Origin of the sequence: Halobacterium rubrum (assembly GCF_021729015.1) — an archaeon.
In the GTDB taxonomy this organism is placed as follows: domain Archaea; phylum Halobacteriota; class Halobacteria; order Halobacteriales; family Halobacteriaceae; genus Halobacterium; species Halobacterium rubrum.
In genome coordinates this window covers 151,470-173,378 of record NZ_JAJQQZ010000004.1, presented here as the reverse complement: position 1 = coordinate 173,378, position 21,909 = coordinate 151,470, and the positions used below count along the sequence as shown (strand labels likewise).

The following is a 21,909-nucleotide window of genomic DNA, read 5'->3' as shown; positions in this document are numbered from 1 at the left end:
CGCTGGCCGTCCTACCGGGCGGTATGCACGGACCGTTCGAGGACCGGACCGTCTCACGGGTCGCCGACACGCTGGGGGTCCGGGAGCGAGACCTCGCGGCGTGTGCACGCGACGTCCAGGCCGCGATTGCGGACTACCCGGGCGTGACCGTCGACGGGCTGGTGTACGAGTGGCGGCAGGCGTTCGCCGACGACCCGCTCGCAGAACGGACGCCGACGGCGTGGGTGCTCCGGGTGCCCGAGCGCGTCTGGCGGGACGTGACGAACCGGGCGGGCGTGCGGGCGGACATGGAGCCGGCGCTGCGCGCGCTCCACGGCACGGAGACGCCAGACGGCGTCGAGGAGGACGAGGACGACGACGCCGACCGCGTCACGCTGGTGCTCTCCCGCGTGTCCGAGGAGTGAGCAGCAGAGCCGTCAGCGGACGTCCGCGTCCGCCGGACCACCGGCGTCGAACTCCGCGACGAGCGCGTCGAGGCGTTCGGGGTCGTCGTGAGCGGCGAGTGGCTCGTCGGCAGTGCGGCAGGGCGCGTCGACGCCGAGGCGGTCGGCGACGAGGTCGGTGGTCGCTTCGGCCATCAACCGGTAGGTCGTGAGCTTCCCGCCGACGACCGTCGTGAGGCCGGCGAGGCCGTCGCGGTCGGCGTGGTCGAGGACGTAGAACCCACGGGAGATGCCGCGGGCGTCGTCGCCGTAGTCTGCGGGGCTGTAGAGCGGGCGGACGCCCCAGTAGGTGCGATCGACAGTCGCGTCGGCGGCGTCCGGGAGCAAGGCGCTGCACTCGTCGACGACGCGCTCGACCTCCGCCGTCGACTCCACGAAGTCGTCGGGGTCCTCGACTTCGACGCTCGTGGTGCCGAGCACGACGCTATCGGCGTGCGGGACGACGATGTCGCCGTCGCTGGCCGGCCGACACCGGTTCAGGACGGTGTCGACACCCGACACGCCGACAGTAACCATCGCGCCTTTCGTGGGATGCATGTCGAGGGCGACGCCGGCCGTGGCGGCAATCTGGTCGGCCCACGCGCCGGCAGCGTTGACGACGTGGTCTGCGTTGACGGTCGACCCGTCCGCGAGCGTCGCACCGGTCACGCGGTCACCGTCGGTCGTCAGCCCGTCGACGGGCGCGTGCGGTCGAATCGTCGTGCCGTGCTCGCGGGCGTCGGCGGCGGTCGCGGCGACCAGCCGGGACGGGTAGACGACGCCGTCGGGGACGACGGCGACGCGTTCGGCGTCGGCCGCGAGACCGGGCTCGCGCTCCCTCGCGGTGTCGCCGTCGAGGATGGAGACGGGGACGCCGGCGGACTCGCAGGCAGCGAGCTTCTCCTCGAAGTACTCGGGGTCGTCGTCGGCGAGCTGGACGAAGAAGCCGCCGGTGTCACGGACGCAGGCGCCGGCGGTCTCCCGCAGAATTTCGTTCTCCTGGACGCACTCCCGGGCGTCCTCGGGGGTGGTGTCGGCGTAGCGCGCGCCGCTGTGCAGGAGGCCGTGGGAGCGCCCGGTCGTCCCGCTGCCGAGCCCGTCGCGGTCGACGAGCGTGACGTCGACGCCGCGGAGCGCGAGGTCGCGGGCGACGCCGGCGCCGGTCGCGCCACCGCCGACCACCAGCACGTCGGTGTGTTCGGTCACGACGGGCGCTTGGTCGGGTGTGCACTTGGGCGTACCGAGGCGTCCGATGCCCCGGGAATGCCCTCGACTGGACGCTCTCGACGGGACGGAGCAGCCGGTCCGTCAGGCGACGGCGTCGTCGAGCCAGTCGGCGAAGGCGGGGAGCGCGTCGGCGTCGTCGAAGCGCTCGATGCAGGGCACGTCGTAGGGGTGTTCGCGCTCCACGAACGCCACGAGGTCGTCGTAGGCGTCGTCGGTGGTCTTCGCGAGCAGGACGACTTCCGCCTCGTCGTGGACGACGTCGCCGTCCCAGCGGTACGTCGACTGGCAGTCGAGGCGGTTCACGCAGGCGGCGAGCCGGCGTTCGACGAGGTCGGCTGCGAGGGGCGCTGCGACGTCCCGTGGTACGGTGATGTACACTGTCGGCACACTGCTGTCTGCGAGCGCGAACACGAAAACGGCCGACCTAAATCGTCCTTGTACGTCTGCTAGTTCCTAGGTGTGTTACCACGTAACACATTTTACTGTGGCAGCACTTCCTTCTGGTAGGATGGCAGCGACCACGAACAACGGCCGACGCACCTACGAGTGCGTGAGCTGTAGAGAACGCACGACGACGGACGAGTTCCTCGGCGAGTGTCCGTCCTGTGGCGGGCGCGTCCGGAACATCGCCGTCCCGCGCCAGCAGTAACGAGAATCCGAGCCCAGCCAGACCCCACGCAGTCCCACCCCCGTTCTTTCGTCCCCGAGAAGCAGCCCGGCAGCGCCGCCACCGAGAAACCGCCGGTCGTTACTCCCGGGGTTCGGTACCCGGCCCTTCCGGTTCGATACCCGGCTCTTCCGGTTCGATACTCGGCTCCTCCGGTTCCGGGCTCGGCGCGTCCTCGTACGCGAGGTTCATGATCCACTGCGAGAAGGCGTCGCCCTGCGGGTCGACCTCCTCCTCGCCGACGAACGGCGACAGCATGTCACCGGCCATCAGCAGCATGAACTCCAGCTCGCGCTCGTCGACGACCGGCGTGATGTAGTAGGTCGTGTTCCCGCCGTGGACGGTCTCCTCGCGCTCCACGAACCCCTTCTCCTCCAGCTTGGAGGCGATGCGGCTGCCCTTCCGGGAGGAGACGTCGAGGGCCTTCCAGAACTCGCTCTGGTGGATGCCGAGTTCCTCGCGGACGAGTTCCAGACCGCGGCGTTCGTCCTCGGAGAGGTCGGCCTCCGTGACTTCGGCGCTCATATACGCCACACCGTCCGCGACCCGTTTAAAGTTGGTCGTTCACTGGCTCGTAGCCGGCTTCGCAGGGCGGGCCGTCGGCGAACTCGTAGGCGACGCTGCCGTCCGCCGAGAGGGTCACGAGCGACGACGACCGCGTCCCGTAGCCGTCCCGGTGGATACAGACGTCCGTCTCGTGGTCACGGAGTGTCGTTCGGGCGGCGCCGAGCCACGCTTCGACGGAGTCGTGGCCGGACAGCGACGCCCGGACGGTCCGCGACTTCTCGGTTTCGCCGTCGACGCCGGCGTTGACGACGACGTGGACGCCGGGGTCGAGTTCGCGGCGGGACAGGCTGCCGCCCCAGACGTACAGCAGGCAATCCTCGCGGTCCGCGAGCACGAGATTGAACCCCGAGTAGTCGCGCTCGGCGAGCTCGGATTCGACGAGGTCGGCGGCGTCGCGTGCGGAGTCGGCGCCCAGCGCGTCCCTGACGAGCAGCCCCCGGGACCGGTCGCCCTCGACGTCGGCGCGCCGGTTCGTCACTCCGACGAACAGGCCGCCGTGGGTGACACCCATCCAGGTGCCGCCCGCCTCTGCGTCCCGCGGCATCAGAATTTCTGGGTGGTCGGGGCGGACCGCGGGCGGGTCGGACGGCCGGCCGAGCGCCTCGTCGCGGTTCGCCGCGACCACCAGCGGCGCGTCCTCGAACTCCCGCCAGGCGAACGCCAGCGTGCACACGCCTGAAGGTAAGCGGCCCCCGTACTTAGGTGTCGTCGCCCAGCGCCTCGATTGCCGCCTCCCGGTCGACCGTCCCCGACGGCGTCCGGGGGAGGGCGTCGACGACGGCGACCGTCCGGGGGTGCTTGTAGCCCGCGAGCCGGTCCTCGCAGAACGCCCGCAAGGCGTCGACAGAAACGTCCGCTGTGGAGGCGTCCTCGATGGGGACGACGAGCGCGCCGACGCGTTCGCCCCAGTCGTCGTCCGGCACGCCGACGACGGCGACGTCCCGGACGCCGGGGTGGTCGCGGAGCACGTCGGCGACCTCGCCTGGGTGGACGTTCTCCCCGCCGGTGACGATCTCGTCGCTGGCGCGCCCGCCGACGGAGAGGAAGCCGTCGCCGTCGACGCGGCCGCGGTCGCCGGTGCGCAGCCCGTGCTCGCAGAACCGGGCTGCCGTCTCGTCCGCCGAGACGTACCCCGGCGTCACGGTCGGCCCGGAGACCGCGAGGTCGCCGGTCTCGCCGGCCGGGAGTGGGTCGCCGTCGTCGTCGAGCACCGTGACCTCGGTGCCGAGCAGCGGCCGGCCGACACTTCCCGGCCGGGCGTCGACCTGTTCCGGGCGGAGCGTCGCCACCTGCGAGGCCGTCTCGGTCGCCCCGTACGTCGGACACACCGGGACGCCGGCGTCGAGCGCGCGCTCGGCGAGCTCGGGGGGCGTCGGCGCGCCCCCGACGAGTGCGAACCGCAGCGAGTCGGGGAGGCCGGCGTCGGTGTCGAGCAGCCGGTCGAGCATCGTCGGGACCAGCGAGACGCCCGTGCAGTCGTACTCGGCGAGTGCGTCCCGGACCGAGTCCGGGTCGAAGCCCGGCGTCCGCACGAGCACGGCCGTCGTCCCGTACAGCGCACACCGGAGGACGACCGAGACACCGCCCGTGTGGTACATCGACAGCGGGCACAGCCAGCTGTCGTCGGGAAGCATGCCCAGCCGGAACGCCGACGCGACCGCGCTCGCGCCGAGGTTCCCGTACGTGAGCCGGACGGCCTTCGGCGCGCCCGTCGTCCCGGACGTGAACAGCAACAGCCGGGTGTCGCTCCACGCGGAGTCGACGCCCTCGAACTCCGCCGGGTCGACGGCCGACAGCTCACGAACCCCGTCGCTGTCCACGTCGTCGACGCTCGCGACCGGCGGTCCGAGCTCGCGGGCGTCTTCGACCGACTCGGCTTCGGTGACGACCAGCACCGGGTCGACGGTGTTCACCTGCTCGGCGAGCTCAGATCGGGTGAGGCGAGCGTTCAGGGGGACGAGGACAACGCCGAGCCGTGCGGCCGCGAAGACGAGTTCCGCGAACGCCGGCCGGGTTTCGGCGAGGACGGCCACCCTGTCGCCCGGTTCGACGCCGAGCCCGGCGAGCCGTCCGGCCGTCTGCGCGACGGCGTCGTCCAGTCCGGCGAACGTCCACGAGCGCCCGGTCTCGGCGTCGACCAGCGCCGTCCGTTCGGGGTTCGTAGTCGCCTGGAGCGCGACCTCGTCACGCATCAGTCCCGACCTCCACGTCCACGCCGTGGCCCGGGGTGTCCGGAACGACGATCCGGCCGCCCTCGACCGGCGCCGGGTCCACTGCGAGGTCGTTCGCGAGCAGGTCCGCCGTCGCCAGCCCGCAGGCTCGCACGTCCGGAATCGTCGCGGCGAGGTGGACGGCAGCCGTCCGCGCGACGACGGCGTCGATGGTCGTCGAGACGACGGGGTCCACGCCCGCCTCGCGCGCCGCCATTGCGGCGTCCCGTGCTCTGTCCACGCCGCCGAGCGCCATCGGCTTCAGCACGACGTAGTCGGCCACGTCGAGGACGTCGCCGAGGTCGTGGTGGACCAGCCCCTCGTCGAGCGCGACGGGCACGCCGTCGAGGCTCCCGTAGCCGTCGAGACTCGCGGCTGGCAGCGGCTGCTCGACGTACTCGAGGTCGAGTGCGGCGAGGTCGTCGGCGGCCTCACGGGCCTGCTTTGCGCTCCACGCCCCGTTCGCGTCCGCCCGCAGCGAGACGTCTGCGGCGTCGCTGGCGGCCCGCAGGCGCGCGAGGTCGTCCTCGATGGGGCGCGCGCCGACTTTCACCTTCACCGCCTCGAAGCCGGCGTCGGCGGCGTCGGCGACCGCCGACCGGGTCGCCTCGACGTCGGCGTCGCCGACTGTCGCGTTCACCGGAACAGCGTCGGCGTACTCGGCACCGTCGGCGAGCACGGCAGCGAGCGGTTCGCCGTCGGCTCGCGCCCGGGCGTCCAGATTCGCCACCGAGACGCCGTGCCGGGCCGCCGGGGCGTCTGCGCAGGCTGCGAGCGCGCTCCCCCAGTCGTCGGCCGCGTCGGCAGCGCGCAGCGCGTCCCCGCAGTCGTCGGCGGCCTCCGTCCAGCCCGGCAGCGGCGTGGCTTCGCCGACGCCGCCGTCGCGCCCGAACAGGAAGCCCTTGCGCGCGTCGATGGTGCCACTGGCCGTCGACAGCGGCCGGTCGAGGTCGAGGGTGAACGGCCGGATGGTCATGCCGCCAGCCCCACGGCGAACAGCAGTGAGTACGCCGCCAGCAGCTGTCCCGTCCGGGAGAGTGCGGGGTTCAGCGCCTCGCCGTCCGTGCGCTCGAAGACGGTCCTCGTGACGGAGATTGCGAGTGGGAGCGTGAGCAGCGGCAGGAACACGAGGCGGCCGTACCCCTCGAGGTAGAACCAGACCGGGGTGGCGTACGCCAGCGCGAGCAGGCCGGCGTACTCCAGCCGCGAGAACCGGTAGCCAAACCGCACCGCGAGCGTGCGCTTCCCGGTCGTCTCGTCCTCGTCCCTGTCCCGAATGTTGTTCACGACGATGATGTCCGTGGAGATGGCGGCGACCGGGAGGCTGGCGACGACGGCCGACACCGGCAGCGTCCCCGCGGGAATCGTCGTCGCGAGCGGCTCGGCGAGGACGGCGGCGGCCTGCACGTAGAACGTCCCGGCGACCGCTATCACACCGAAGAACAGGAACACGAACAGGTCCCCGAGCCCGTGGTAGCCCAGCGGGTACGGGCCGCCGGTGTACGCGAACCCGGACGCGACGGACAGCAGTCCGACGACGAGAATCGGGAGGCCGCCGACGTAGACGAGATACGCACCGACGAGAATCGCCAGTCCGAACGTCGCGTACGTCGCCTGCTTCACGCGCTCGGGCTCGATGAGGCCACCGGCGGTGACGCGCGTGAAGCCCTCCCGGTCCTCGGTGTCCGCGCCCTGCACGGCGTCGTAGTAGTCGTTCGCGAAGTTCGTCCCGACCTGGATGAGCGCCGCCCCGACGAACGCCGCGAGCGCGGGCAGCACCGCCAGCACGTCGGCGTGGACCGCCAGTCCCGTCCCGACCGCGACGGGTGCGGCGGCCGCCGGCAGCGTGTGCGGGCGGGCTGCCATCAGCCACGCCCGCCGTCTCGACACGTCGGCCGTCTCTGTCATTGTCAGCCAGTAGGGGGAGGGCCGTCTAATTGGTGGCGGTCCGGCCGGTCAGTCGTCGTCGGCGGCGGGCGCGGACTGGTCGGTGTCAGTCCGGCGTGTCTGCGAGGACAGCAGCGTGCCGGGTTCGACGTCGACGTCGTCGTTGGCTTCGGCGTAGTTCCGGGCGGCGACGTAGCTCGCGTACACGACGGCGAGCAGGAACAGCGTGAACGGGAGCGCGAGTATCGGGGACAGCGCCTCGATGGCCTCGAAGCTCGACAGCTCGAGGCTCATCATCCCGAACGCGGCCAGTAGCAGCCCCCACCAGGCGCGATTCCGGGGGTTCGGGTCCTCGTCGCCGAGCGTGATGGCCGAAATCATGAACACGGCCGAGTCCAGCGACGTGACGATGTAGCCGGCGATGACGAGCACGAACAGCACCGCCAGCACCGTCCCGTAGGGGGTGATGGAGAGCGCCGTTGCGATGGCGACCGGGATGCCGTCGGCGGTCAGCGCGGCTCCCACGGGGCCGACGTAGCCCGGTGCGAGCACCCAGCCGCCGATAATCAGGTGCTGAATCCACGTCAGCGCGGTCGGCGCGAGCACGAGCACGACGAACATCTCGCGGACGGTGCGGCCCTTCGAGACGCGAGCGACGAAGCTCCCGACGAAGATGCTCCAGGCCGCCCACCACGCCCACCAGAACCCCGTCCAGTTCGCCGCCCAGTTCCCGGCGGCGGTGGGGTTCGTGTACAGCATCAGCCGGACGGCGTTGTTCAGCCAGACGCCGGTCGCGTCGAGGCCGAGCTGGAACGTGAACAGCGTCGGGCCGACGACGACCAGCACGGCCATCGCGACGGCGATGAACACCATCGTCGCGCGGGCGGCGTTCCGGATGCCCTTCCGGAGGCCGAGCCAGACGTCGACGAGGAAGACGCCGCCGATCAGCGCGAAGATGCCGTACGTGAGTCCGGTCGCCTCCAGCCCGAACACGCCGCCGAGGATGGCGGCCATCGTCTTCGAGCTGAACCCGAGTGTGGTGGCGATGCCGCCGATGGTCGCGACGATGGCGGCCAGGTCGACGGTCCAGTGGAACCCGGGGTAGTCGTCGGCGGGGACGACGCCCGTCAGCATCGAGGACACCTTGTACTCCCCGACGCCCCGGGTGTAGACGACGACACCGAACGCGAGCGCGACCGGCAGGTACCACATCGCGAGCCCCGGGAACACCTCGTGGACGAACATGAACGCGAGCGCCAGGGACTTCGTCGACGCGCCCTCGACGGGCCACGGTCGGGGCGGCGGGTTCTGGAAGATGGAGACCGGCTCGCCCACTCCCCAGATGAGGATGGAGGCCCCGAAGCCGACCGTGAACACCATCGAGAGCCAGGAGAACGTGTCGAACTCGGGTTCGGCGTCCGGGCCGCCGATGCGCAGCCTGCCGTACCGGGAGAACGTCACCGCCAGCACGAGTACGAGCAACACGAACCCGAGCAGGATGAACCACCAGCCGAAGTACGTCAGTACCCAGTCGAAGGCGCCGTTCAGCGCCCGGCTGAGCCGCGCCGGCCGGAGGAATCCGACGGCCGCGAGTCCCATCATGGCGGCCATCGCGACCCCGAACAGGCCGCGCTCGGGCCACGTCGCGTCCTCGAGGCCGAGAACGTACCACGGGTCGCGGGTCATGGGGTGTGTCGGAGCGGGCCGTCGCTGTCGTCGGTTAGCTGCCGGGTCGTCGCGCGAGCGCAGTCGCTCAGCGCCGTAACGTCGCGATTCACCATTACAGCCTGCGGCGAAACGCCGTCTGACGGAAAAGCCACACGGTAGCCGGACGTTTCTCGGGCAGAGAGCTGTCAGTAGTGCCAGGGGTAGTCGGAGAAGTCCGGGTCGCGGCCCTCGAGGAATGCGTCGCGGCCCTCCTGTGCCTCGTCGGTCATGTACGCGAGCCGGGTGGCCTCGCCGGCGAAGGTCTGCTGGCCGACCATGCCGTCGTCGGTCATGTTGAACGCGTACTTCAGCATCCGCATCGCCGTCGGCGACTTTCCGGTCATCTCCTCGGCCCACTCCAGGGCCGTCTCCTCCAGTTCGTCGTGGGGAACGGCCTCGTTGACCATCCCCATGTCTGCGGCCTCCTCGGCGTCGTAGGTCTTCCCGAGGAAGAAGATCTCGCGGGCCTTCTTCTGGCCGACCTGCTTGGCGAGGTACGCCGACCCGAAGCCGCCGTCGAAGCTCGCGACGTCCGGGTCCGTCTGCTTGAACTGGCCGTGCTCGCGGCTCGCCAGCGTCATGTCGCAGACGACGTGGAGGCTGTGGCCGCCCCCGACCGCCCACCCGGGCACGACGGCGACGACCGGCTTCGGCATCGTGCGAATCAGGCGCTGCACCTCGAGGATGTGCAGCCGGCCGGCCTGGGCCTGCTGGACCTGGGGGTCGTCGTCGCTTGCGGCCTCGTCGTCGCCCCGGTACTCGTAGCCGGAGTCGCCGCGCACGGACTGGTCGCCGCCCGAACAGAACGCCCAGCCGCCGTCCTTCGACGAGGGCCCGTTGCCCGTGAGCAGCACGCAGCCGACGTCCGCCTGCTTGCGGGCGTGGTCGAGGGCCGTGTACAGTTCGTCGACCGTGCCGGGCCGGAACGCGTTCCGGACGTCCGGCCGGTCGAACGCGATGCGGACAGCCGGCACGTCCACCCCGCGGTGGTAGGTGACGTCGTCGAAGTCGAAGCCGTCAACGGGCGTCCACGCCGCCTCGTCGAAGAGTTCCGAGACCATACGGGGGCGGTCGGCCGGCGCCCGCAAAAGGGTTCCCACCCGCAGGCTGAAGTGCGCCCGCAGCGACCCCTCCCTATGGACGACGCCCGCACGCTGGCACGCGATTGGTGGCCGACAGCTGCTGGGGTGGTCGCCGGCGCCCTGGCGTTCGGCGCCGTGGTCGCCGCCACCGCCGTCCGGCAGCGCGACGAGGCCGGCGACGTCGCGGCCTTCGTGGACTCGCTGGCGGCCTCCTTCGGGCCCGACGCCGGCCGCGTACTCGCTGAGCTCGCGGACTGGCTCGAACCGGACCCCACGCAGGTCGTGGCGTGGTTCGCGTACGCCAGCCACCGCGTGCCCCTCGAACTGGACGCCGAGGCGTTCGGGAACACCGCCCACCGAACCGTCGACGTGCAGTCGCTGTCCGTCTGGGATGGCGCGCTCGCCTACGCGCCACCCGTCGCGCTGTTCGCCGCCGGCGCCGCCGTGGTCGTGCTCGCGAGCGTCCGCCGGCCGTCGCGGGCGTGGCAGCCCGGCCTCGGCGTCGCCGCCGGCTACGTCGCCACGGCCCTGCTCGCGCTCCGGGTCGCCGGCTACGAGCGCAGCCTCGGCGTGGCCGAACTCACCATCGCGCCCGACCCGGTCACCGTCGCCCTCCACACCGCCGCGTACGCGCTGGTGTTCGGCCTCGGCGGGGCAGTCGTGGTCGCGCTCGCCCGGGTACAGCTCGCGGGTCGGTCAGACGTCCGCGACGAGTGACTCGAGGCGCTCGCGCTCCCGGTGGCTGGCCTCGGCGTCCGTCGCCACCTCGATGACTTGCGTCCCGGCTGCGCCGACCGAGTCCCGGTAGGCTGCCCGGAAGCCGTCGACGGACTCGGCGCGCGCGAACTCGAGGTCGTAGGTGTCGCCGGTCGGCTCGAAGTCCAGACCGTGGGGCGTCTTGAACTGGCCGGTGAACGGCGGGTCGAAGGCCTTGATGGGGAGCATGTGGAAGATGCCGCCGCCGTCGTTGTTCACGAGGACGACCGTGGCGTCGACGCCGCAGCGCTCCAGCGCGAGCAGGCCGTTCGAGTCGTGGTAGTACGCGAGGTCGCCGGTCAGCAGGACGAGCGGGTCGTCGGTCGCGCTGCCGGCGCCCAGCGCCGACGAGACGACGCCGTCGATGCCCGACGCGCCGCGATTGCCGAGGACGGTGAGGTCGTCCTCGTGGGGTTCGGCGAACCGGTCGACGTCCCGGACGGGCATGCTGTTCGAGACGAACACCGTCGCCGGGTCGGGGGCGTCGGCGGCGACGACTGACGCGATCTCTCCCTCCAGAAGTGCGTCGGGATCGAAGGCCGAGACCGTCTCCCAGTAGCGGGCCTCGCGGTCGAGCCACTGGGTCGTCCAGTCCTCGTCGCCGGCGCGTTCGACGCGCTCGGCGAGCACCCGGGCGGTCTCGTCTGGGTCGGCGACCACGAGGTCGCTCGCCGTGAACTCCGCCTCCCGCCAGCCGCCGGCCGGGTCGACGACTACCTGCCGGGCGTCGCTGGCGGCGAGGTACTTCCGGAGCGGCTTCGACGTCGGTGACGCGCCGAACCGGACGACGAAGTCTGGCTTCGGGGCGTCCGCGTCGCCGGCGAGCAGGCCGTCGTAGCCGCCGACGACCGGTGCGTCGGCGACGTGCGGGCCGAACCGCAGGTCCGACAACGGGTCCGCCAGCAGCGGGAAGCCGGTCGCGTCCGCTAGTGCGCTCGCGGCGCCGGCCGAGAGCCCGCCGTCCTCGGGGCCAGCGACCAGCAGGCCACGCTCGGCAGCACTGGCGGCGTCGGCGAGCTGGGCGAGAACCTCGTCACTCGGCCGGGCGGTGGCGTGGGCGACGTCCACGAACGGGCTCCCGGCCCGCCCCTCCGCCGCGAGCGGGTGGTCCTCCGCGAACGTCTCGGGGACGTCGCCGGGCACGTCGACCGGCTCCAGCGGCTTCCGGAACGGGAAGTTCAGGTGGACCGGGCCGGGGTTCGAGCCGGTGGCCTCGCCGACCGCCCGACAGACGCCGGTGCGCAGCGACCGGAGCTTCCGGGCGTCGGCTTCGGGCTCTGGGAGGTCGCGGTAGTGGCGGACGGCGTCCCCGTAGAGCTGCTGCTGGTCGACGGTCTGGTTCGCTCCGGAGTCCCGGAGCTCCGGCGGGCGGTCGGCGGTCAGCACGAGCAGCGGGACGCGCGCCTGATTGGCCTCCATCACTGCCGGGTGGAGGTTCGCCGTGGCGGTGCCGGAGGTCGTGACGACGGCCGTCGGCTTGCCCGTGCGCTTCCCGCGGCCGAGCGCGAAGAAGGCCGCCGAGCGCTCGTCGAGGTGCGAGTAGACGGTGAGGTCGTCGTGGGCGTCGACGGCGACCGTCAGCGGCGTCGACCGGCTGCCCGGACACACGCAGACGGCGTCGACGCCGGCCGTCGCGAGTTCGTCGGCGACGGCGTCCGCCCAGAGCGTGTTGCGGTTCGGTGCTGGTGCCGTCATTCCAGTTCGTCGAGTACGGGGCGGTACTTGAGCTGGACCTCCTCCCACTCGTCGTCGGGGTCGCTGTCGGCGACGATGCCGTTGCCGGCGAACAGCGTCACGGAGTCGCCGTTCGTGACCGCCGACCGCAGCCCGACGCCGAACGTCCCGTCGCCGTCGGCGTCGAACCACCCTACGGGGGCGGCGTACCAGCCGCGCTCGAAGCTCTCGGTGTCCCGAATCGTGTCGAGGGCAGCAGCCGGCGGCAGGCCGTTGACGGCCGGCGTCGGGTGCAGCGTCTCCACCACGTCGAGGACGTGGGTTTCGTCGCCGACAGCGGCCGAAATCGGCGTCTCGAGGTGCTGGATATTCGAGAGGGTCCGGACTCCCCGGTCGCCGACTTCGACGGCCCCGAGCTCCTCCAGCCGGCGCGCGATGGTGTCGACGACGACGCCCTGCTCGTGGCGGAGTTTATCGCTCTCCCGCAGGCGTTCGGCGAGCCGGGCGTCCTCCTCGGGGGAGTCACCGCGGCCGACCGAGCCCGCGAGCGCGACCGTCTCGACGCGGCCGTCGCGCAGCGTCGCCAGCCGCTCCGGCGTCGCCCCGAGGAACGCCGCCTCCTCGGTGGGAGCGACGAGGAACCGGAAGCACTGCGAGTACCGCTGGCGCAGCCGCTCGAGGAGGTCCCGGGGGTCGACGGAGCCGTCGAGGTCGGCGCGCAGCGCCGTCGCCAGCACCACTTTGCGGAGGTCGCCGGCGTCGATGCGGGCGAGCGCGTCCAGCACGCCCTCCGTCCACGTCTCTCGGTCCGGCGTCGGCGTCGTCTCGGTGACGCCCGGCCTGGGGCCGCTGGGCCGCATCGCCGGCAGCGCCTCGACCGCCTCGCGGGCGTCCGCCAGCGCCTCCTCGACAGTCTCCTCGGTGGCGTCCTCGCCCGCTCGTGCGACCGTGAGCCACGTCTCGTCGCCGACGCTCGCGAGCTGGTACTGCGGGAGCACGAACTGGGCGGCCGGGAACCCCGTCCACGGGGCCTCGGCGTCGTGGTCGGCGAAGAACGAGAAGCCGCCCAGCAGCCGCGGCCGGGCCGCCGGCGGGCCGTCGTAGTCGAGGTCGTCGAAGAGGTCGTCGGCCCACGCGCGCACCGTCTCGAACCGGTTCTCGCCCGCCGCCGTCACCCCGGCGGCGGTGCCGGCCCCCGACAGCTCCAGACCGTCCGGGTCTGCCCAGTGGAACCCCGGCGCGGCCCGGGCGGCGAGAAACGCCCGGTAGGAGACGTCCGCGACCCGACAGCTCGTCGCGACGACCGGCCCGTCGGCGGTCGCCTCCCCGGCAAGCGAACTCATTACCTGCCGTTCGGACTGGCGCGCCAAATACCCTGCTGTCCCGGCCTAACTGTACCGGTCTTCCGCCCACGGGTCCGCCGTGTTCGAGTAGCCGCGCTTCTCCCAGTAGCCCCGCTCGGGCTCGGTCAGGAACTCCACGCCGTCCACCCACTTCGCGCCCTTGTAGGCGTACCTGTGGGGCGTGACGACCCGCAGCGGGCCGCCGTGTTCGGGCGCGAGGTCCTCGCCGTCGAACGCCCACGTGAACAGCACCTCGTCCCGCATGCAGTCCGCCAGCGGGAGGTTCGTGGTGTAGCCGTCGAGCGCGTGGAACATCACGTGGACGGCGTCGGGGTCGACGCCGGCGAGGTCGGCGAGGTGCGTGAACGGCACGCCGGTGAACTCGCAGTCGAGCTTCGACCAGCCGGTGACGCAGTGGAAGTCTTGGCGCTGTGTCACGGTCTCGAGGTCCCGGAACTCGTCGTAGGACAGCGTCAACTCGTCTTCGACGGCGCCGGTGACCGTGAACTCCCACGTCTCGGGGTCCCAGTTCGGGGTGTCGCCTTTCGACAGCACCGGGAACTTCGAGGTCTCGCGCTGCCCGGGCGGCACCCGGTCGTCGCCGAACTCCCGGTAGAGGTCGGTCACGTCGTCGACAGTCATGGCTACGCGTAGCGATTCCGGACACGTATTCCTACCGGAATACCCAGCGCCGTCTGGGGAAACCGAAAGCGGAGTTCGCCGTTTCGCCACTCTAGTTTTGCCTGTCGAAAGAATCTCCCCCGTCAGGCTTATCAAGGGAGGCGTCGAAGCCTCCCTCGTTAGGATGCCCACCGTCGAAGTCAACATCCCCGACCAGATCGAGATGCAGATCGCCCAGCTCGTCGAACAGGGGGAGTTCGTGAGCCGGGAGGAAGCGATCGAACAGCTGCTGTCCTCGGGCATTCGCGCCTACAAGACCAGCGGCCCCAGCGACGAAGAAGACGGCGCCGGCCTCGAGAGCGAGGGCGGCATGATGGGGCACGACGACGAGTACGTCTTCTAGCGTGTGAACTGGTCCCGAAGAACGCTTAAACCCCAGAATTCCCTACGCTAACTTCATGCACAAGGACGAGCTCCTCGAACTCCACGAACAGATGGTCGACATCAAAGACCAGTTCCTCGGCTTCGACCACGTCGACGAAGACTCCTTCGCCGCCTACGAGGAGCTGGAAGTCGAACCCTCGCACGTCCACAAGTCCAAAAGCGAGCACAAGCACGCCGTCTTCCTCCTCGGGAACTCGCTTGCCGCCGCGATGAGCGAGGACGAGTTCTCCAGCGCCGGCCGCATCAGCAAGCGGATGGAGGAGCTCGCCGACGACGCGTCGAACCAGCTGTAGCCGCCCCAGTTTCCGCCGCTTCGGTGTCACTGCGAGACACGTTCTGAGCCCCTCGTCCGGCCCGAAAAGGCTTATACGCGGCACTCGCATTCTCCCGGACATGCAGGCACGCACAGTCGAGCGAGTGGAGTCCTGGGACTCCCGGCCGTTCTCCGGCGGGGTCGGCCAGCTCCACGAACTCGCGGACGCGGACTTCTCGGGCGCGGTGTCCGCCGGGGAGACGTGGCTGTTCCTGTTGAACGGCCGCGTCATCGGGGTGTTCGGGGGCGACGTCGAGGACGTCGCCGACGCCGAGGGCACAGTGTACGAGGCGCCCCACGAGTCGGTCGCGTTGCTGTACGCGATGCAGCAGCGCGGCGGGGAGACGCAGGCGAAGTACTACACGAACGACACGCCGCTGTCCGAGGCGGGCGAGACGCTGTCGGACGCGAAGTTCACGGGCTACATCGAGCTCTCCGAGAACGTCCTCTCGGGCGACTACTACGTGGTCTACTACGGCGGGCGGTCGATGAGCGCGGCGTTCGTCGGGACCACCGAGGAGCTGATTACGGGCGACGAGGCGTTCGAGCGCGCGGACGACGAGGTCGGCGTCTACGAGGTCGTGAAGACGCCGGTGAACGTCACCGAGCTCCCGCCGCGCGAGGACGAGGCGGACGGCGGCGAGGACACAGACAGTGACGCGAACAGTGGGGCAGCGGCGGGGGCCGCAGCCGGTGTGGCAGCAGACGCGAGCGCGGACGCAGCCGCCGAGAGCGACGAGGTCGACACGCAGGGGACGGACGCGTCGCTATCGACGGGCCAGCGCGCCGACGATTCGGCGGCTGACCCGTCGGAGTCGACCCCGAGCGACGCCTCGAGTGCCTCCCCCGACGGGAAGTCGGGGACCCGGGGCACCGGGGACACACCGGCTCCCGACAGCAGCGACGAGTCGGGCGGGGGGTCGCGTCGGCGGACGGAAGCGACGGCGGACAGCGGCGCCGAAGCCGCCGAGGACGGCGGAACGAAGGCGAAGCCGCCGGAGAGCGACCAGGCGTTCGACGACGAGCGCGAGTGGCGAGAGACCACGTCGGTCCCGACAATCGACCCCGAGGACAGCGAAGACGGGAGCGGCGCCAGGGGCTCGCAGGCGCGGACGTCGACCGGCACGAGCAGCGGGGGTCGCACGAAGTCGTCGTCCTCGTCCTCTTCCTCCTCGTCTGGTCGGAGCGGCCGGTCGCGTTCCGGCTCCTCGTCGTCGGGTCCGAAGTCCACGGTCGAGAAGCTCAAGCAGGCGGTCAAGCAGCGCGAGCAGAAGCTGCAGGCCGCAAGCGAGCGCATCGACGCCCTCGAGGGCGAACGGGACGACCTCGAGGCTGAACGCGAGCGCCTCCAGGAGCGCGTCGATACTTTGGAGAGCGAGCGGGACGACCTCGAGTCGACGGTCGCCGGCCTCGAGAGCGAGCTGGCGGCCGCAGAGGCCAGTGAGGGCAGCGACGACACGGCGGCGACCGACCTGAACGCCGTCGACGCGCTGTCGGGCACGAACCTCTTCGTGCGGTACGAGTCGAAGGGGAAACCGACGCTCGACGAACTCAAGGACACGACCGACCCCGACGCCGTCAACGAGAACCTCCGCATCGACCACCACACGCAGTTCGACGCCGAGTCGGCGACGGTCGACGGCGAGTCCTTCGAGTCGTTCCTCGAGGAGACGACCGTCTACCGGTTCGTCTCCTGGGCGGTGCGCGCGCTCCCGTACGAGGTCCGGGACTCCGGCCACCAGTCCGGGCTCGCGGACCTCTACGGCGCGCTGCCGCAGGTGGACCGCGCCGAACTGAACGGCACCGTCGAGGTAACTCCCGACGAGGACACCACCGTCTCGCGGACGTTCGACGTGGTGTTGCGCGACCGCATGGGGAACCCGCTGGTCGTCGCCGACGTCAGCACGGGCCGCGACCCCGTGACGGGCGACCAGATGACCGCGCTAGTCGAGGACGCGACCGCCATCCGCGAGGGCAGCGACGACCTCGCGGCGGCGATGTACGTCACCGGGTCGTTCTTCCAGCCGGCCGCCCTCGAGACGGCCGACGAGGAGACGGCGGCCGGCGGCCTGTTCTCGCGGGCCGACCGCGAGAGCTTCGTGAAAGTCGGCCGCAAGGCTGGCTACCACCTGTGTCTCGTGGAGGACCGCAACGACGCGTTCCACCTGACCGTTCCGGAGCTCTGAAGGGAGAAAACGGGTTACTCGGCTTCCGCGGCCGCGTCGATCTTCATGGATTCCATCTTGTCGATGATCTCGTCGACTTTGCCGTCGAGTTCCTCGACGAACTCGTGGGTGCGCTCGGTCGTGATTGCGCCCTGACTGGACGGCTCGATGAGGTTCTCCTCCTCGAGGACGCGCAGCGAGTAGCGGACCTTGTGGTGCGGGTAGCCGGTCTCGTTGGACATCTTCACGATGCCGATAGGTTCGTTCTCGATGACCATCCGGAGGACCTGCAGATGACGCTCCAGCATGTCGACTTCCTTCTCAAGCCGGTCTATCATGGCATTTGTTAACTTGTCAGGGCGGGCCTTTAAAGGTTGTCACACCCGGGCGGCAGAACTGAGCTACATCGAACTACGCGGGTGGTAACAATTAACGATTGCGTTCGGGGAACTCGCGGCGCTGGTTGCTGCTATTCTGCCGGAAGTGTACACGTACGTGTAGAACCTCGGCCGAGATACCGTAACCGGTATCACGTCCGTGGTGGTAGATTCGCGTATGACCGTCACCATCGTCGGCGCCCAGCTGGGCGACGAAGGCAAAGGCGGCGTCGTCGACCTGTTCGGCGACGCTGCAGACGTCGTCGCCCGGTACCAGGGCGGCGACAACGCCGGCCACACCGTCGTGGTCGGCGGCGACGAGTACAAGCTATCACTGGTCCCGTCGGGCGCCGTCCGCGGAAAGACTGGCGTCCTCGGCAACGGCTGCGTCGTCAACCCCGAGACGCTGTTCGAGGAGATCGACGACCTCCGCGAACGCGGCCTCGACCCGGACGTCCGCGTCGCCCGGCGCGCCCACGTCATTCTCCCCTACCACCGCGTACTCGACGGCATCGAAGAGGAAGCGAAGGCCGACTCCGACCTCGACGCCGGCACGACGGGCCGCGGCATCGGCCCGACCTACGAGGACAAGGCGGGCCGCCGCGGCGTCCGCGTCGGCGACCTCCTCGACCCGGACGTGCTCCGCGAGCGCCTGGAGTACGTCGTCCCACAGAAGCGCGCGCTCTACGAGGACGTCTACGGCGGCGACGCCGGCGAGGCATTCGACGTCGACGCGCTCTTCGAGCAGTACCGCGAGTACGGCGAACGCATTCAGGAGGAAGGCATGGACGTCAACGCCGGCGACTACCTCGCCGACCGCATCGCCGACGGCGACGAGGTGATGCTGGAGGGCGCCCAGGGCACCAGCCTCGACATCGACCACGGCATCTACCCCTACGTCACGTCCTCGAACCCGACGGCGGGCTACGCCGCCACTGGCACGGGGCTCGGCCCGACGACCATCGGTCAGGGCGAGGTCGTCGGCATCGTGAAGGCGTACCTCTCCCGGGTCGGCACCGGCCCGCTCCCGACCGAACTCACCGGCGACGACGAGGACCTCGCGACGTACATCCGCGAGGAGGGCGGCGAGTACGGCACCGTCACCGGTCGCCCGCGCCGGGTCGGGTGGCTGGACATGCCGATGCTCCGGCACGCGAGCCGCGCGAACGGCTTCACGGGGCTCGCCATCAACCACCTTGACGTGCTCGCTGGCCTCGACGAGGTAAAGGTCGGGCACGCCTACGAGCTCGACGGCGAGACCGTCTACTCGATGCCCGCGACGACCGAGCGCTGGGGCGACTGCGAGCCCGTCTTCGAGACCTTCGACGGCTGGCCGGAGTTCGACCCGGAGACCGTCGCCAGCGAGGGCTACGACGGCCTCCCCGACGAGGCGCAGGCGTACGTCGAGTACGTCGAGGACGAACTCGACACCCCCGCCTACGTGCTCGGCGTCGGTCCCGGCCGCGAGGAGTCCGTGGTCCGACAGAACCCCTTCGAGTAGCCCGCCGTTCGCTCCCGCCCCGGTCGGAACCCGCACGTTTTTGCCGACCGCCCGCCAGGCTTCAGGTATGAAAGAGGACCTGATGGACATCGTCTGCTGTCCGCTGGACAAACACGACCTCGAGCTGGACGTGGAGTCCGAGGAGGACGGCGAGGTGATGGCGGGGACGCTGACGTGTACGGAGTGCGGCGAGGTCTACCCCATCGAGGACGGCATCCCGAACCTGCTGCCGCCGGACATGCGCGACGACGACGAGGAGAGCGCGGCGTCGGCCTGAGGCGGGGAACCTTTTTTGCCGCCCGGGGTCGCAGTCCCGGACGTGCCGAAGACGCTGTCGGTCCACCTGAACCGCGAGGGGCCGCGCGAGCTCGACCCGGAAGCGGCCGCGCTGGAGACCGACCGGTCGTTCGTGCTGGAGTTCGTGAACCACGGCCAGCCGCTGCACGTCCACCTGCATCCCGACGACGTGCTCGACGGCGTGGTGACGCCGGCGGAGACGCAGCTGTACGTCGACGAGGCGGAGACGCGGAGCGTGGACGTGGCGGTGCCGCGAGGGGCCGGTCCACTGGAGGGCCGGCTGCAGCTCGTGACGGGGTACGGCGCCGAGGAGTCGGCGGTGGCGGTGTCGGTGACGAGCGAACGGAAAGACGGCGGACCGGACGTCGCCGTCGACGACACGCTGACGGAGAAGGAGACGCCGACGGAGTCGGACACGGCGGCGTCCGTGACGCAGGTCGTGACGCCGGTCGTCCTCGCAGGGGTCGCTGTGCTGGTCGCCGCGGCCGCGGCGATTGCGGTGCCGGACGCCGGCGCGCTTGCCGTCGGCGTCGCGGGCGTGCTGGCTGGCGTGGCCGTGGCAGCCTACGAGCTGTTCCGGTAGCGACGAAGCTACGTCTCGCGGGCCTCGGTCAGTGACCTCGCAAGAAGACCTGCGACAGCGACTGCCTCAGTGGTGGTCGTCGTCAGCTTCGTCCTCGTCGTGGTCCTCGGGGTAGGTCGGGGTGCCCGAGAGGTTGCCGTGGTCGTCCATGCGCTTGGCGCGCAGGAACCGGGCGCGGTAGCGGTTCGCGCCCTCGTAGACGTCGGCCTCCCGGATTTCGTCGGTGCGGCCGTCGGCGACGGCGTCGACGATGTCCTCGACCTGTTCTTTCTCCTCGGGCGTCAGCTCGAAGGTGTACTCGCGGGTCTCCTCGCGTTCGAGCGTCGTGAACTTGCGGGCGGCGGCGACGAGCAGCGAGCAGGGCTCCCGGCACGGGAACTCGCCGTCGCCGCGGGGGACGTCCAGCTCCTCGTCGCCGTTGCGGTCCCACTCCCGGCGTTTCAGACACTGGGAGTCGACACAGCAGGCCTCGGCCGCCCACTCCAGCGCCTCGTCGGGGAGTTCGGAGACGACGCCGTAGATGCCGGTCTGGCGCCCGGCGGCGTCCTCCCAGTGGTCGACGTCGAGGTCGCCCGCACGTTCGCGGTGCCAGTTCGCGACCGTCGCCGGGTAGACGTACTCCACCGTCTCGACGAGGTCGCCGCCGTCGAGGTCGACGAACGCCCAGCCGTGCGGCAGCGACGGCGCCGTCGACAGCGGCCGGTAGCGGCCGTCGTCGTCGTGTTTCACCAGCTCCCGGGCTTCGAGGGGGTCGGTGTAGGCGTCCACGTCCTCGCCGACGTCGTCCTCGTGGCGGACCTCGTAGCGCCGCTGGCCGTCGCGGCCGAGGACGGCGGTCACGGCGAGCTCGCCCCAGTGGCGGGTGTGGCCGCCCTCGAGCGCATCGTAGCGCTCGGGGACGGAGAGGCCGTCGCCGCCCTCCAGCCAGCGGAGGAACGCCCGCCGGGCGGTGTCGTGCCCGCCGACGTCGCGTTCCCAGTAGTGCCAGTTCGTCGCGTACGGGCTGTCGGCGTGTTCCCGGAGCTCCTCGAGCGTGACGACGGCGTCCTCGTCGGGCGTCTGGAAGCGGTAGGCGTCCCGGTACGGCTCTACGGTGAGTCCGTCGAAGTCGATGCCGTCGTCGGCGGCGTCGACGAGCGCGTCGGCGACCGACATCTAATCACCCGCGGCGGCGTCGGCGCCACCCGTACGCTCCCGGACCGCCTCGACCGCGTCGCCGACGGGCGCGCCCGCGTCCTCGGCGCGCTCGAGGACGACGTCGGCGACCAGCGGCTCGGTGCCGACCGCGCCCGAGTACCAGATGCGGTGGCCGTCGACCTCGCTGGGGACGTCGTAACCGGTGCGGTAGTCGTCGGTCAGCCCCATGTCCTCGGGGATGTCCTCCTGGGTGTGGAAGCCGTCGGAGACGAACAGCGGCACGACCACGATGTCCTCGGTCTCGAAGAAGTCGGTGACGTCGTCGACCTCGGGGTCCTCGTCCATGAACACCGCCTGCACCTCGCCGAAGGTGCCCATGTCGCGGATGCGGTCGGCGTGGTAGTAGATGGCTTTCGCGGAGTTCTCGTTGCGTTCGGTGCCGTGGCCGACGACCGCGAGGCCGAAGTCGTCGCCGAACTCGTCGCGGCCCGTGACGGACTTCGCGCGCTGGACGATGACGTCGCTCATCGAGTCGTGGGTGCCGACCGGCCCGCAGTAGTGAATCGTCTTCTCGACGTCGCCGGCGTCGAGGGTGACGTGGTCGGCGTCGGTGCCGTCGGACTCCCAGTCCTCGGGGTCGAAGTCGTCGAGGCGCAGCTCCCGAGGGATGACCTGCTCGGTGAAGTAGCCCTCCGAGATGAACAGCGGGACGACGTACACCTCGTCGGACTCCAGCGTGCGGAGGACGTTCCGGAACGACGGCTCCTCCTTCCAGAACGCCTCGCGGACCTCGTCGAACGCACCCGACTCGCGGATGGTGTCGGCGTGCGCGTAGGCGGGCTCCGAGGAGCCCGGGTTGAGGTGCGAGCCGTGTCCGACGATGACCAGCGCTTGCATGGACACCGCTAGTGGCGGGGCGGCCTTAGTGA

General features: G+C 70.8%; 23 protein-coding genes and 1 pseudogene. 9 read left to right on the top strand and 15 right to left on the bottom strand.

All coding sequences use genetic code 11. The annotated features are described in order from the left end of the window. Positions 1-23: 23 nt before the first annotated feature. Entirely contained in the window at positions 24-404 is a 381-nt protein-coding gene (locus tag LT971_RS14870; RefSeq protein WP_237007731.1) for a DUF8048 family protein, read from the top strand. 12 nt (positions 405-416) lie between these two features. Here the strand turns inward: LT971_RS14870 and LT971_RS14865 are convergent, their stop codons facing one another. Then, on the bottom strand, positions 417-1,628 hold the full coding sequence (locus tag LT971_RS14865; protein WP_237007730.1) for an FAD-dependent oxidoreductase: 1,212 nt from the start codon (positions 1,626-1,628) through the stop codon (positions 417-419). A 102-nt stretch (positions 1,629-1,730) separates the two neighbouring features. Continuing rightward, on the bottom strand, positions 1,731-2,036 hold the full coding sequence (cutA, locus tag LT971_RS14860) for a divalent-cation tolerance protein CutA (protein ID WP_237007729.1): 306 nt from the start codon (positions 2,034-2,036) through the stop codon (positions 1,731-1,733). A 121-nt stretch (positions 2,037-2,157) separates the two neighbouring features. Between cutA and LT971_RS14855 the strand changes: the two genes are divergently transcribed. Then, complete coding sequence (locus LT971_RS14855; protein WP_237007728.1) at positions 2,158-2,298, top strand: rubrerythrin-like domain-containing protein; 141 nt, start codon at positions 2,158-2,160, stop codon at positions 2,296-2,298. A 189-nt stretch (positions 2,299-2,487) separates the two neighbouring features. Here the strand turns inward: LT971_RS14855 and LT971_RS14850 are convergent. The 7 genes and pseudogenes from LT971_RS14850 to LT971_RS14820 all read right to left on the bottom strand — a co-directional run. Then, a pseudogene (locus tag LT971_RS14850) lies at positions 2,488-2,841 on the bottom strand (helix-turn-helix transcriptional regulator); the annotation flags it as partial. A 25-nt stretch (positions 2,842-2,866) separates the two neighbouring features. Further along, a complete protein-coding gene (locus LT971_RS14845; RefSeq protein WP_237007727.1) occupies positions 2,867-3,556 on the bottom strand; it encodes an NRDE family protein in 690 nt (229 codons plus the stop codon). A 25-nt stretch (positions 3,557-3,581) separates the two neighbouring features. Next, positions 3,582-5,075, bottom strand: a complete 1,494-nt coding sequence (locus LT971_RS14840) for a class I adenylate-forming enzyme family protein (RefSeq protein WP_237007726.1) — start codon at positions 5,073-5,075, stop codon at positions 3,582-3,584. Continuing rightward, on the bottom strand, positions 5,068-6,069 hold the full coding sequence (locus tag LT971_RS14835; RefSeq protein ID WP_237007725.1) for a mandelate racemase/muconate lactonizing enzyme family protein: 1,002 nt from the start codon (positions 6,067-6,069) through the stop codon (positions 5,068-5,070). The genes LT971_RS14840 and LT971_RS14835 overlap by 8 nt, the downstream gene beginning before the upstream one ends. Further along, positions 6,066-7,001, bottom strand: a complete 936-nt coding sequence (locus LT971_RS14830; protein WP_237007724.1) for a 1,4-dihydroxy-2-naphthoate polyprenyltransferase — start codon at positions 6,999-7,001, stop codon at positions 6,066-6,068. Before LT971_RS14830 ends, LT971_RS14835 begins: the two co-directional genes overlap by 4 nt. Before the next feature lie 48 nt (positions 7,002-7,049). Next, positions 7,050-8,666, bottom strand: coding sequence for a BCCT family transporter (locus LT971_RS14825; RefSeq protein WP_237007723.1), 1,617 nt, complete (start codon positions 8,664-8,666; stop codon positions 7,050-7,052). A 167-nt stretch (positions 8,667-8,833) separates the two neighbouring features. Further along, positions 8,834-9,748, bottom strand: coding sequence for a 1,4-dihydroxy-2-naphthoyl-CoA synthase (locus tag LT971_RS14820; protein WP_237007722.1), 915 nt, complete (start codon positions 9,746-9,748; stop codon positions 8,834-8,836). A gap of 75 nt (positions 9,749-9,823) precedes the next feature. Between LT971_RS14820 and LT971_RS14815 the strand changes: the two genes are divergently transcribed. Further along, positions 9,824-10,486 carry a DUF7978 family protein gene (locus LT971_RS14815; RefSeq protein ID WP_237007721.1) on the top strand — a complete coding sequence of 221 codons (663 nt, stop codon included), beginning with the start codon at positions 9,824-9,826 and terminating at the stop codon, positions 10,484-10,486. On the opposite strand, the gene menD is transcribed toward LT971_RS14815, so the two are convergent. The 3 genes from menD to LT971_RS14800 are packed head-to-tail and all read right to left on the bottom strand — an operon-like array spanning position 10,466 to position 14,184. Next, on the bottom strand, positions 10,466-12,220 hold the full coding sequence (menD, locus tag LT971_RS14810) for a 2-succinyl-5-enolpyruvyl-6-hydroxy-3-cyclohexene-1-carboxylic-acid synthase (protein ID WP_237007720.1): 1,755 nt from the start codon (positions 12,218-12,220) through the stop codon (positions 10,466-10,468). The two genes, LT971_RS14815 and menD, sit on opposite strands and share 21 nt — an antisense overlap. Continuing rightward, positions 12,217-13,542, bottom strand: coding sequence for an isochorismate synthase (locus LT971_RS14805; protein WP_237007719.1), 1,326 nt, complete (start codon positions 13,540-13,542; stop codon positions 12,217-12,219). The genes menD and LT971_RS14805 overlap by 4 nt, the downstream gene beginning before the upstream one ends. Positions 13,543-13,587: 45 nt before the next feature. Then, the gene (locus LT971_RS14800; RefSeq protein WP_237007718.1) at positions 13,588-14,184 is read right to left on the bottom strand and encodes a sulfite oxidase-like oxidoreductase; all 597 of its coding nucleotides are present in this window, start codon (positions 14,182-14,184) and stop codon (positions 13,588-13,590) included. Between the two features lie 163 nt (positions 14,185-14,347). Between LT971_RS14800 and LT971_RS14795 the strand changes: the two genes are divergently transcribed. The 3 genes from LT971_RS14795 (at position 14,348) to LT971_RS14785 (ending at position 17,106) form a co-directional block, all read left to right on the top strand. Then, positions 14,348-14,566: a DUF7120 family protein gene (locus LT971_RS14795; RefSeq protein WP_237007717.1), complete on the top strand. Its 219-nt coding sequence runs from the start codon at positions 14,348-14,350 to the stop codon at positions 14,564-14,566. A 55-nt stretch (positions 14,567-14,621) separates the two neighbouring features. Continuing rightward, positions 14,622-14,900 (top strand): UPF0058 family protein, encoded by a 279-nt coding sequence (locus tag LT971_RS14790; protein ID WP_237007716.1) that lies wholly within the window; start codon positions 14,622-14,624, stop codon positions 14,898-14,900. Between the two features lie 100 nt (positions 14,901-15,000). Continuing rightward, positions 15,001-17,106: a DUF7527 domain-containing protein gene (locus tag LT971_RS14785; protein ID WP_237007715.1), complete on the top strand. Its 2,106-nt coding sequence runs from the start codon at positions 15,001-15,003 to the stop codon at positions 17,104-17,106. A 14-nt stretch (positions 17,107-17,120) separates the two neighbouring features. Here LT971_RS14785 and LT971_RS14780 read toward each other — a convergent pair whose 3' ends face one another. Continuing rightward, the gene (locus tag LT971_RS14780; protein WP_089667391.1) at positions 17,121-17,423 is read right to left on the bottom strand and encodes a hypothetical protein; all 303 of its coding nucleotides are present in this window, start codon (positions 17,421-17,423) and stop codon (positions 17,121-17,123) included. A gap of 217 nt (positions 17,424-17,640) precedes the next feature. Here LT971_RS14780 and LT971_RS14775 point away from each other — a divergent pair, with 217 nt between their 5' ends. From LT971_RS14775 to LT971_RS14765, 3 genes are all read left to right on the top strand, one after another. Then, positions 17,641-18,963, top strand: coding sequence for an adenylosuccinate synthase (locus tag LT971_RS14775; protein ID WP_237007714.1), 1,323 nt, complete (start codon positions 17,641-17,643; stop codon positions 18,961-18,963). Positions 18,964-19,030: 67 nt separating this feature from the next. Next, positions 19,031-19,240: a methytransferase partner Trm112 gene (locus LT971_RS14770; protein WP_237007713.1), complete on the top strand. Its 210-nt coding sequence runs from the start codon at positions 19,031-19,033 to the stop codon at positions 19,238-19,240. A 42-nt stretch (positions 19,241-19,282) separates the two neighbouring features. Beyond that, on the top strand, positions 19,283-19,843 hold the full coding sequence (locus LT971_RS14765) for a DUF7524 family protein (protein ID WP_237007712.1): 561 nt from the start codon (positions 19,283-19,285) through the stop codon (positions 19,841-19,843). Positions 19,844-19,909: 66 nt separating this feature from the next. On the opposite strand, the gene LT971_RS14760 is transcribed toward LT971_RS14765, so the two are convergent. Together LT971_RS14760 and LT971_RS14755 are read right to left on the bottom strand one after the other, a co-directional pair. After that, positions 19,910-20,998, bottom strand: coding sequence for a DR2241 family protein (locus LT971_RS14760; RefSeq protein WP_237007711.1), 1,089 nt, complete (start codon positions 20,996-20,998; stop codon positions 19,910-19,912). After that, a complete protein-coding gene (locus LT971_RS14755; RefSeq protein ID WP_237007710.1) occupies positions 20,999-21,877 on the bottom strand; it encodes a CbiX/SirB N-terminal domain-containing protein in 879 nt (292 codons plus the stop codon). Between the last annotated feature and the right edge of the window lie 32 nt (positions 21,878-21,909).

Coding starts and splice junctions, on each gene's coding strand:
- LT971_RS14825 (WP_237007723.1), bottom strand. CDS start 8,666: ATGACCCGCGACCCGTGGTACGTTCTCGGCCTCGAGGACGCGACGTGG.
- LT971_RS14870 (WP_237007731.1), top strand. CDS start 24: ATGCACGGACCGTTCGAGGACCGGACCGTCTCACGGGTCGCCGACACG.
- LT971_RS14820 (WP_237007722.1), bottom strand. CDS start 9,748: ATGGTCTCGGAACTCTTCGACGAGGCGGCGTGGACGCCCGTTGACGGC.
- LT971_RS14855 (WP_237007728.1), top strand. CDS start 2,158: ATGGCAGCGACCACGAACAACGGCCGACGCACCTACGAGTGCGTGAGC.
- LT971_RS14780 (WP_089667391.1), bottom strand. CDS start 17,423: ATGATAGACCGGCTTGAGAAGGAAGTCGACATGCTGGAGCGTCATCTG.
- menD (WP_237007720.1), bottom strand. CDS start 12,220: ATGACGGCACCAGCACCGAACCGCAACACGCTCTGGGCGGACGCCGTC.
- LT971_RS14805 (WP_237007719.1), bottom strand. CDS start 13,542: ATGAGTTCGCTTGCCGGGGAGGCGACCGCCGACGGGCCGGTCGTCGCG.
- LT971_RS14760 (WP_237007711.1), bottom strand. CDS start 20,998: ATGTCGGTCGCCGACGCGCTCGTCGACGCCGCCGACGACGGCATCGAC.
- LT971_RS14785 (WP_237007715.1), top strand. CDS start 15,001: ATGCAGGCACGCACAGTCGAGCGAGTGGAGTCCTGGGACTCCCGGCCG.
- LT971_RS14830 (WP_237007724.1), bottom strand. CDS start 7,001: ATGACAGAGACGGCCGACGTGTCGAGACGGCGGGCGTGGCTGATGGCA.
- LT971_RS14835 (WP_237007725.1), bottom strand. CDS start 6,069: ATGACCATCCGGCCGTTCACCCTCGACCTCGACCGGCCGCTGTCGACG.
- LT971_RS14840 (WP_237007726.1), bottom strand. CDS start 5,075: ATGCGTGACGAGGTCGCGCTCCAGGCGACTACGAACCCCGAACGGACG.
- LT971_RS14755 (WP_237007710.1), bottom strand. CDS start 21,877: ATGCAAGCGCTGGTCATCGTCGGACACGGCTCGCACCTCAACCCGGGC.
- LT971_RS14775 (WP_237007714.1), top strand. CDS start 17,641: ATGACCGTCACCATCGTCGGCGCCCAGCTGGGCGACGAAGGCAAAGGC.
- LT971_RS14800 (WP_237007718.1), bottom strand. CDS start 14,184: ATGACTGTCGACGACGTGACCGACCTCTACCGGGAGTTCGGCGACGAC.
- LT971_RS14790 (WP_237007716.1), top strand. CDS start 14,622: ATGCACAAGGACGAGCTCCTCGAACTCCACGAACAGATGGTCGACATC.
- LT971_RS14815 (WP_237007721.1), top strand. CDS start 9,824: ATGGACGACGCCCGCACGCTGGCACGCGATTGGTGGCCGACAGCTGCT.
- LT971_RS14770 (WP_237007713.1), top strand. CDS start 19,031: ATGAAAGAGGACCTGATGGACATCGTCTGCTGTCCGCTGGACAAACAC.
- LT971_RS14795 (WP_237007717.1), top strand. CDS start 14,348: ATGCCCACCGTCGAAGTCAACATCCCCGACCAGATCGAGATGCAGATC.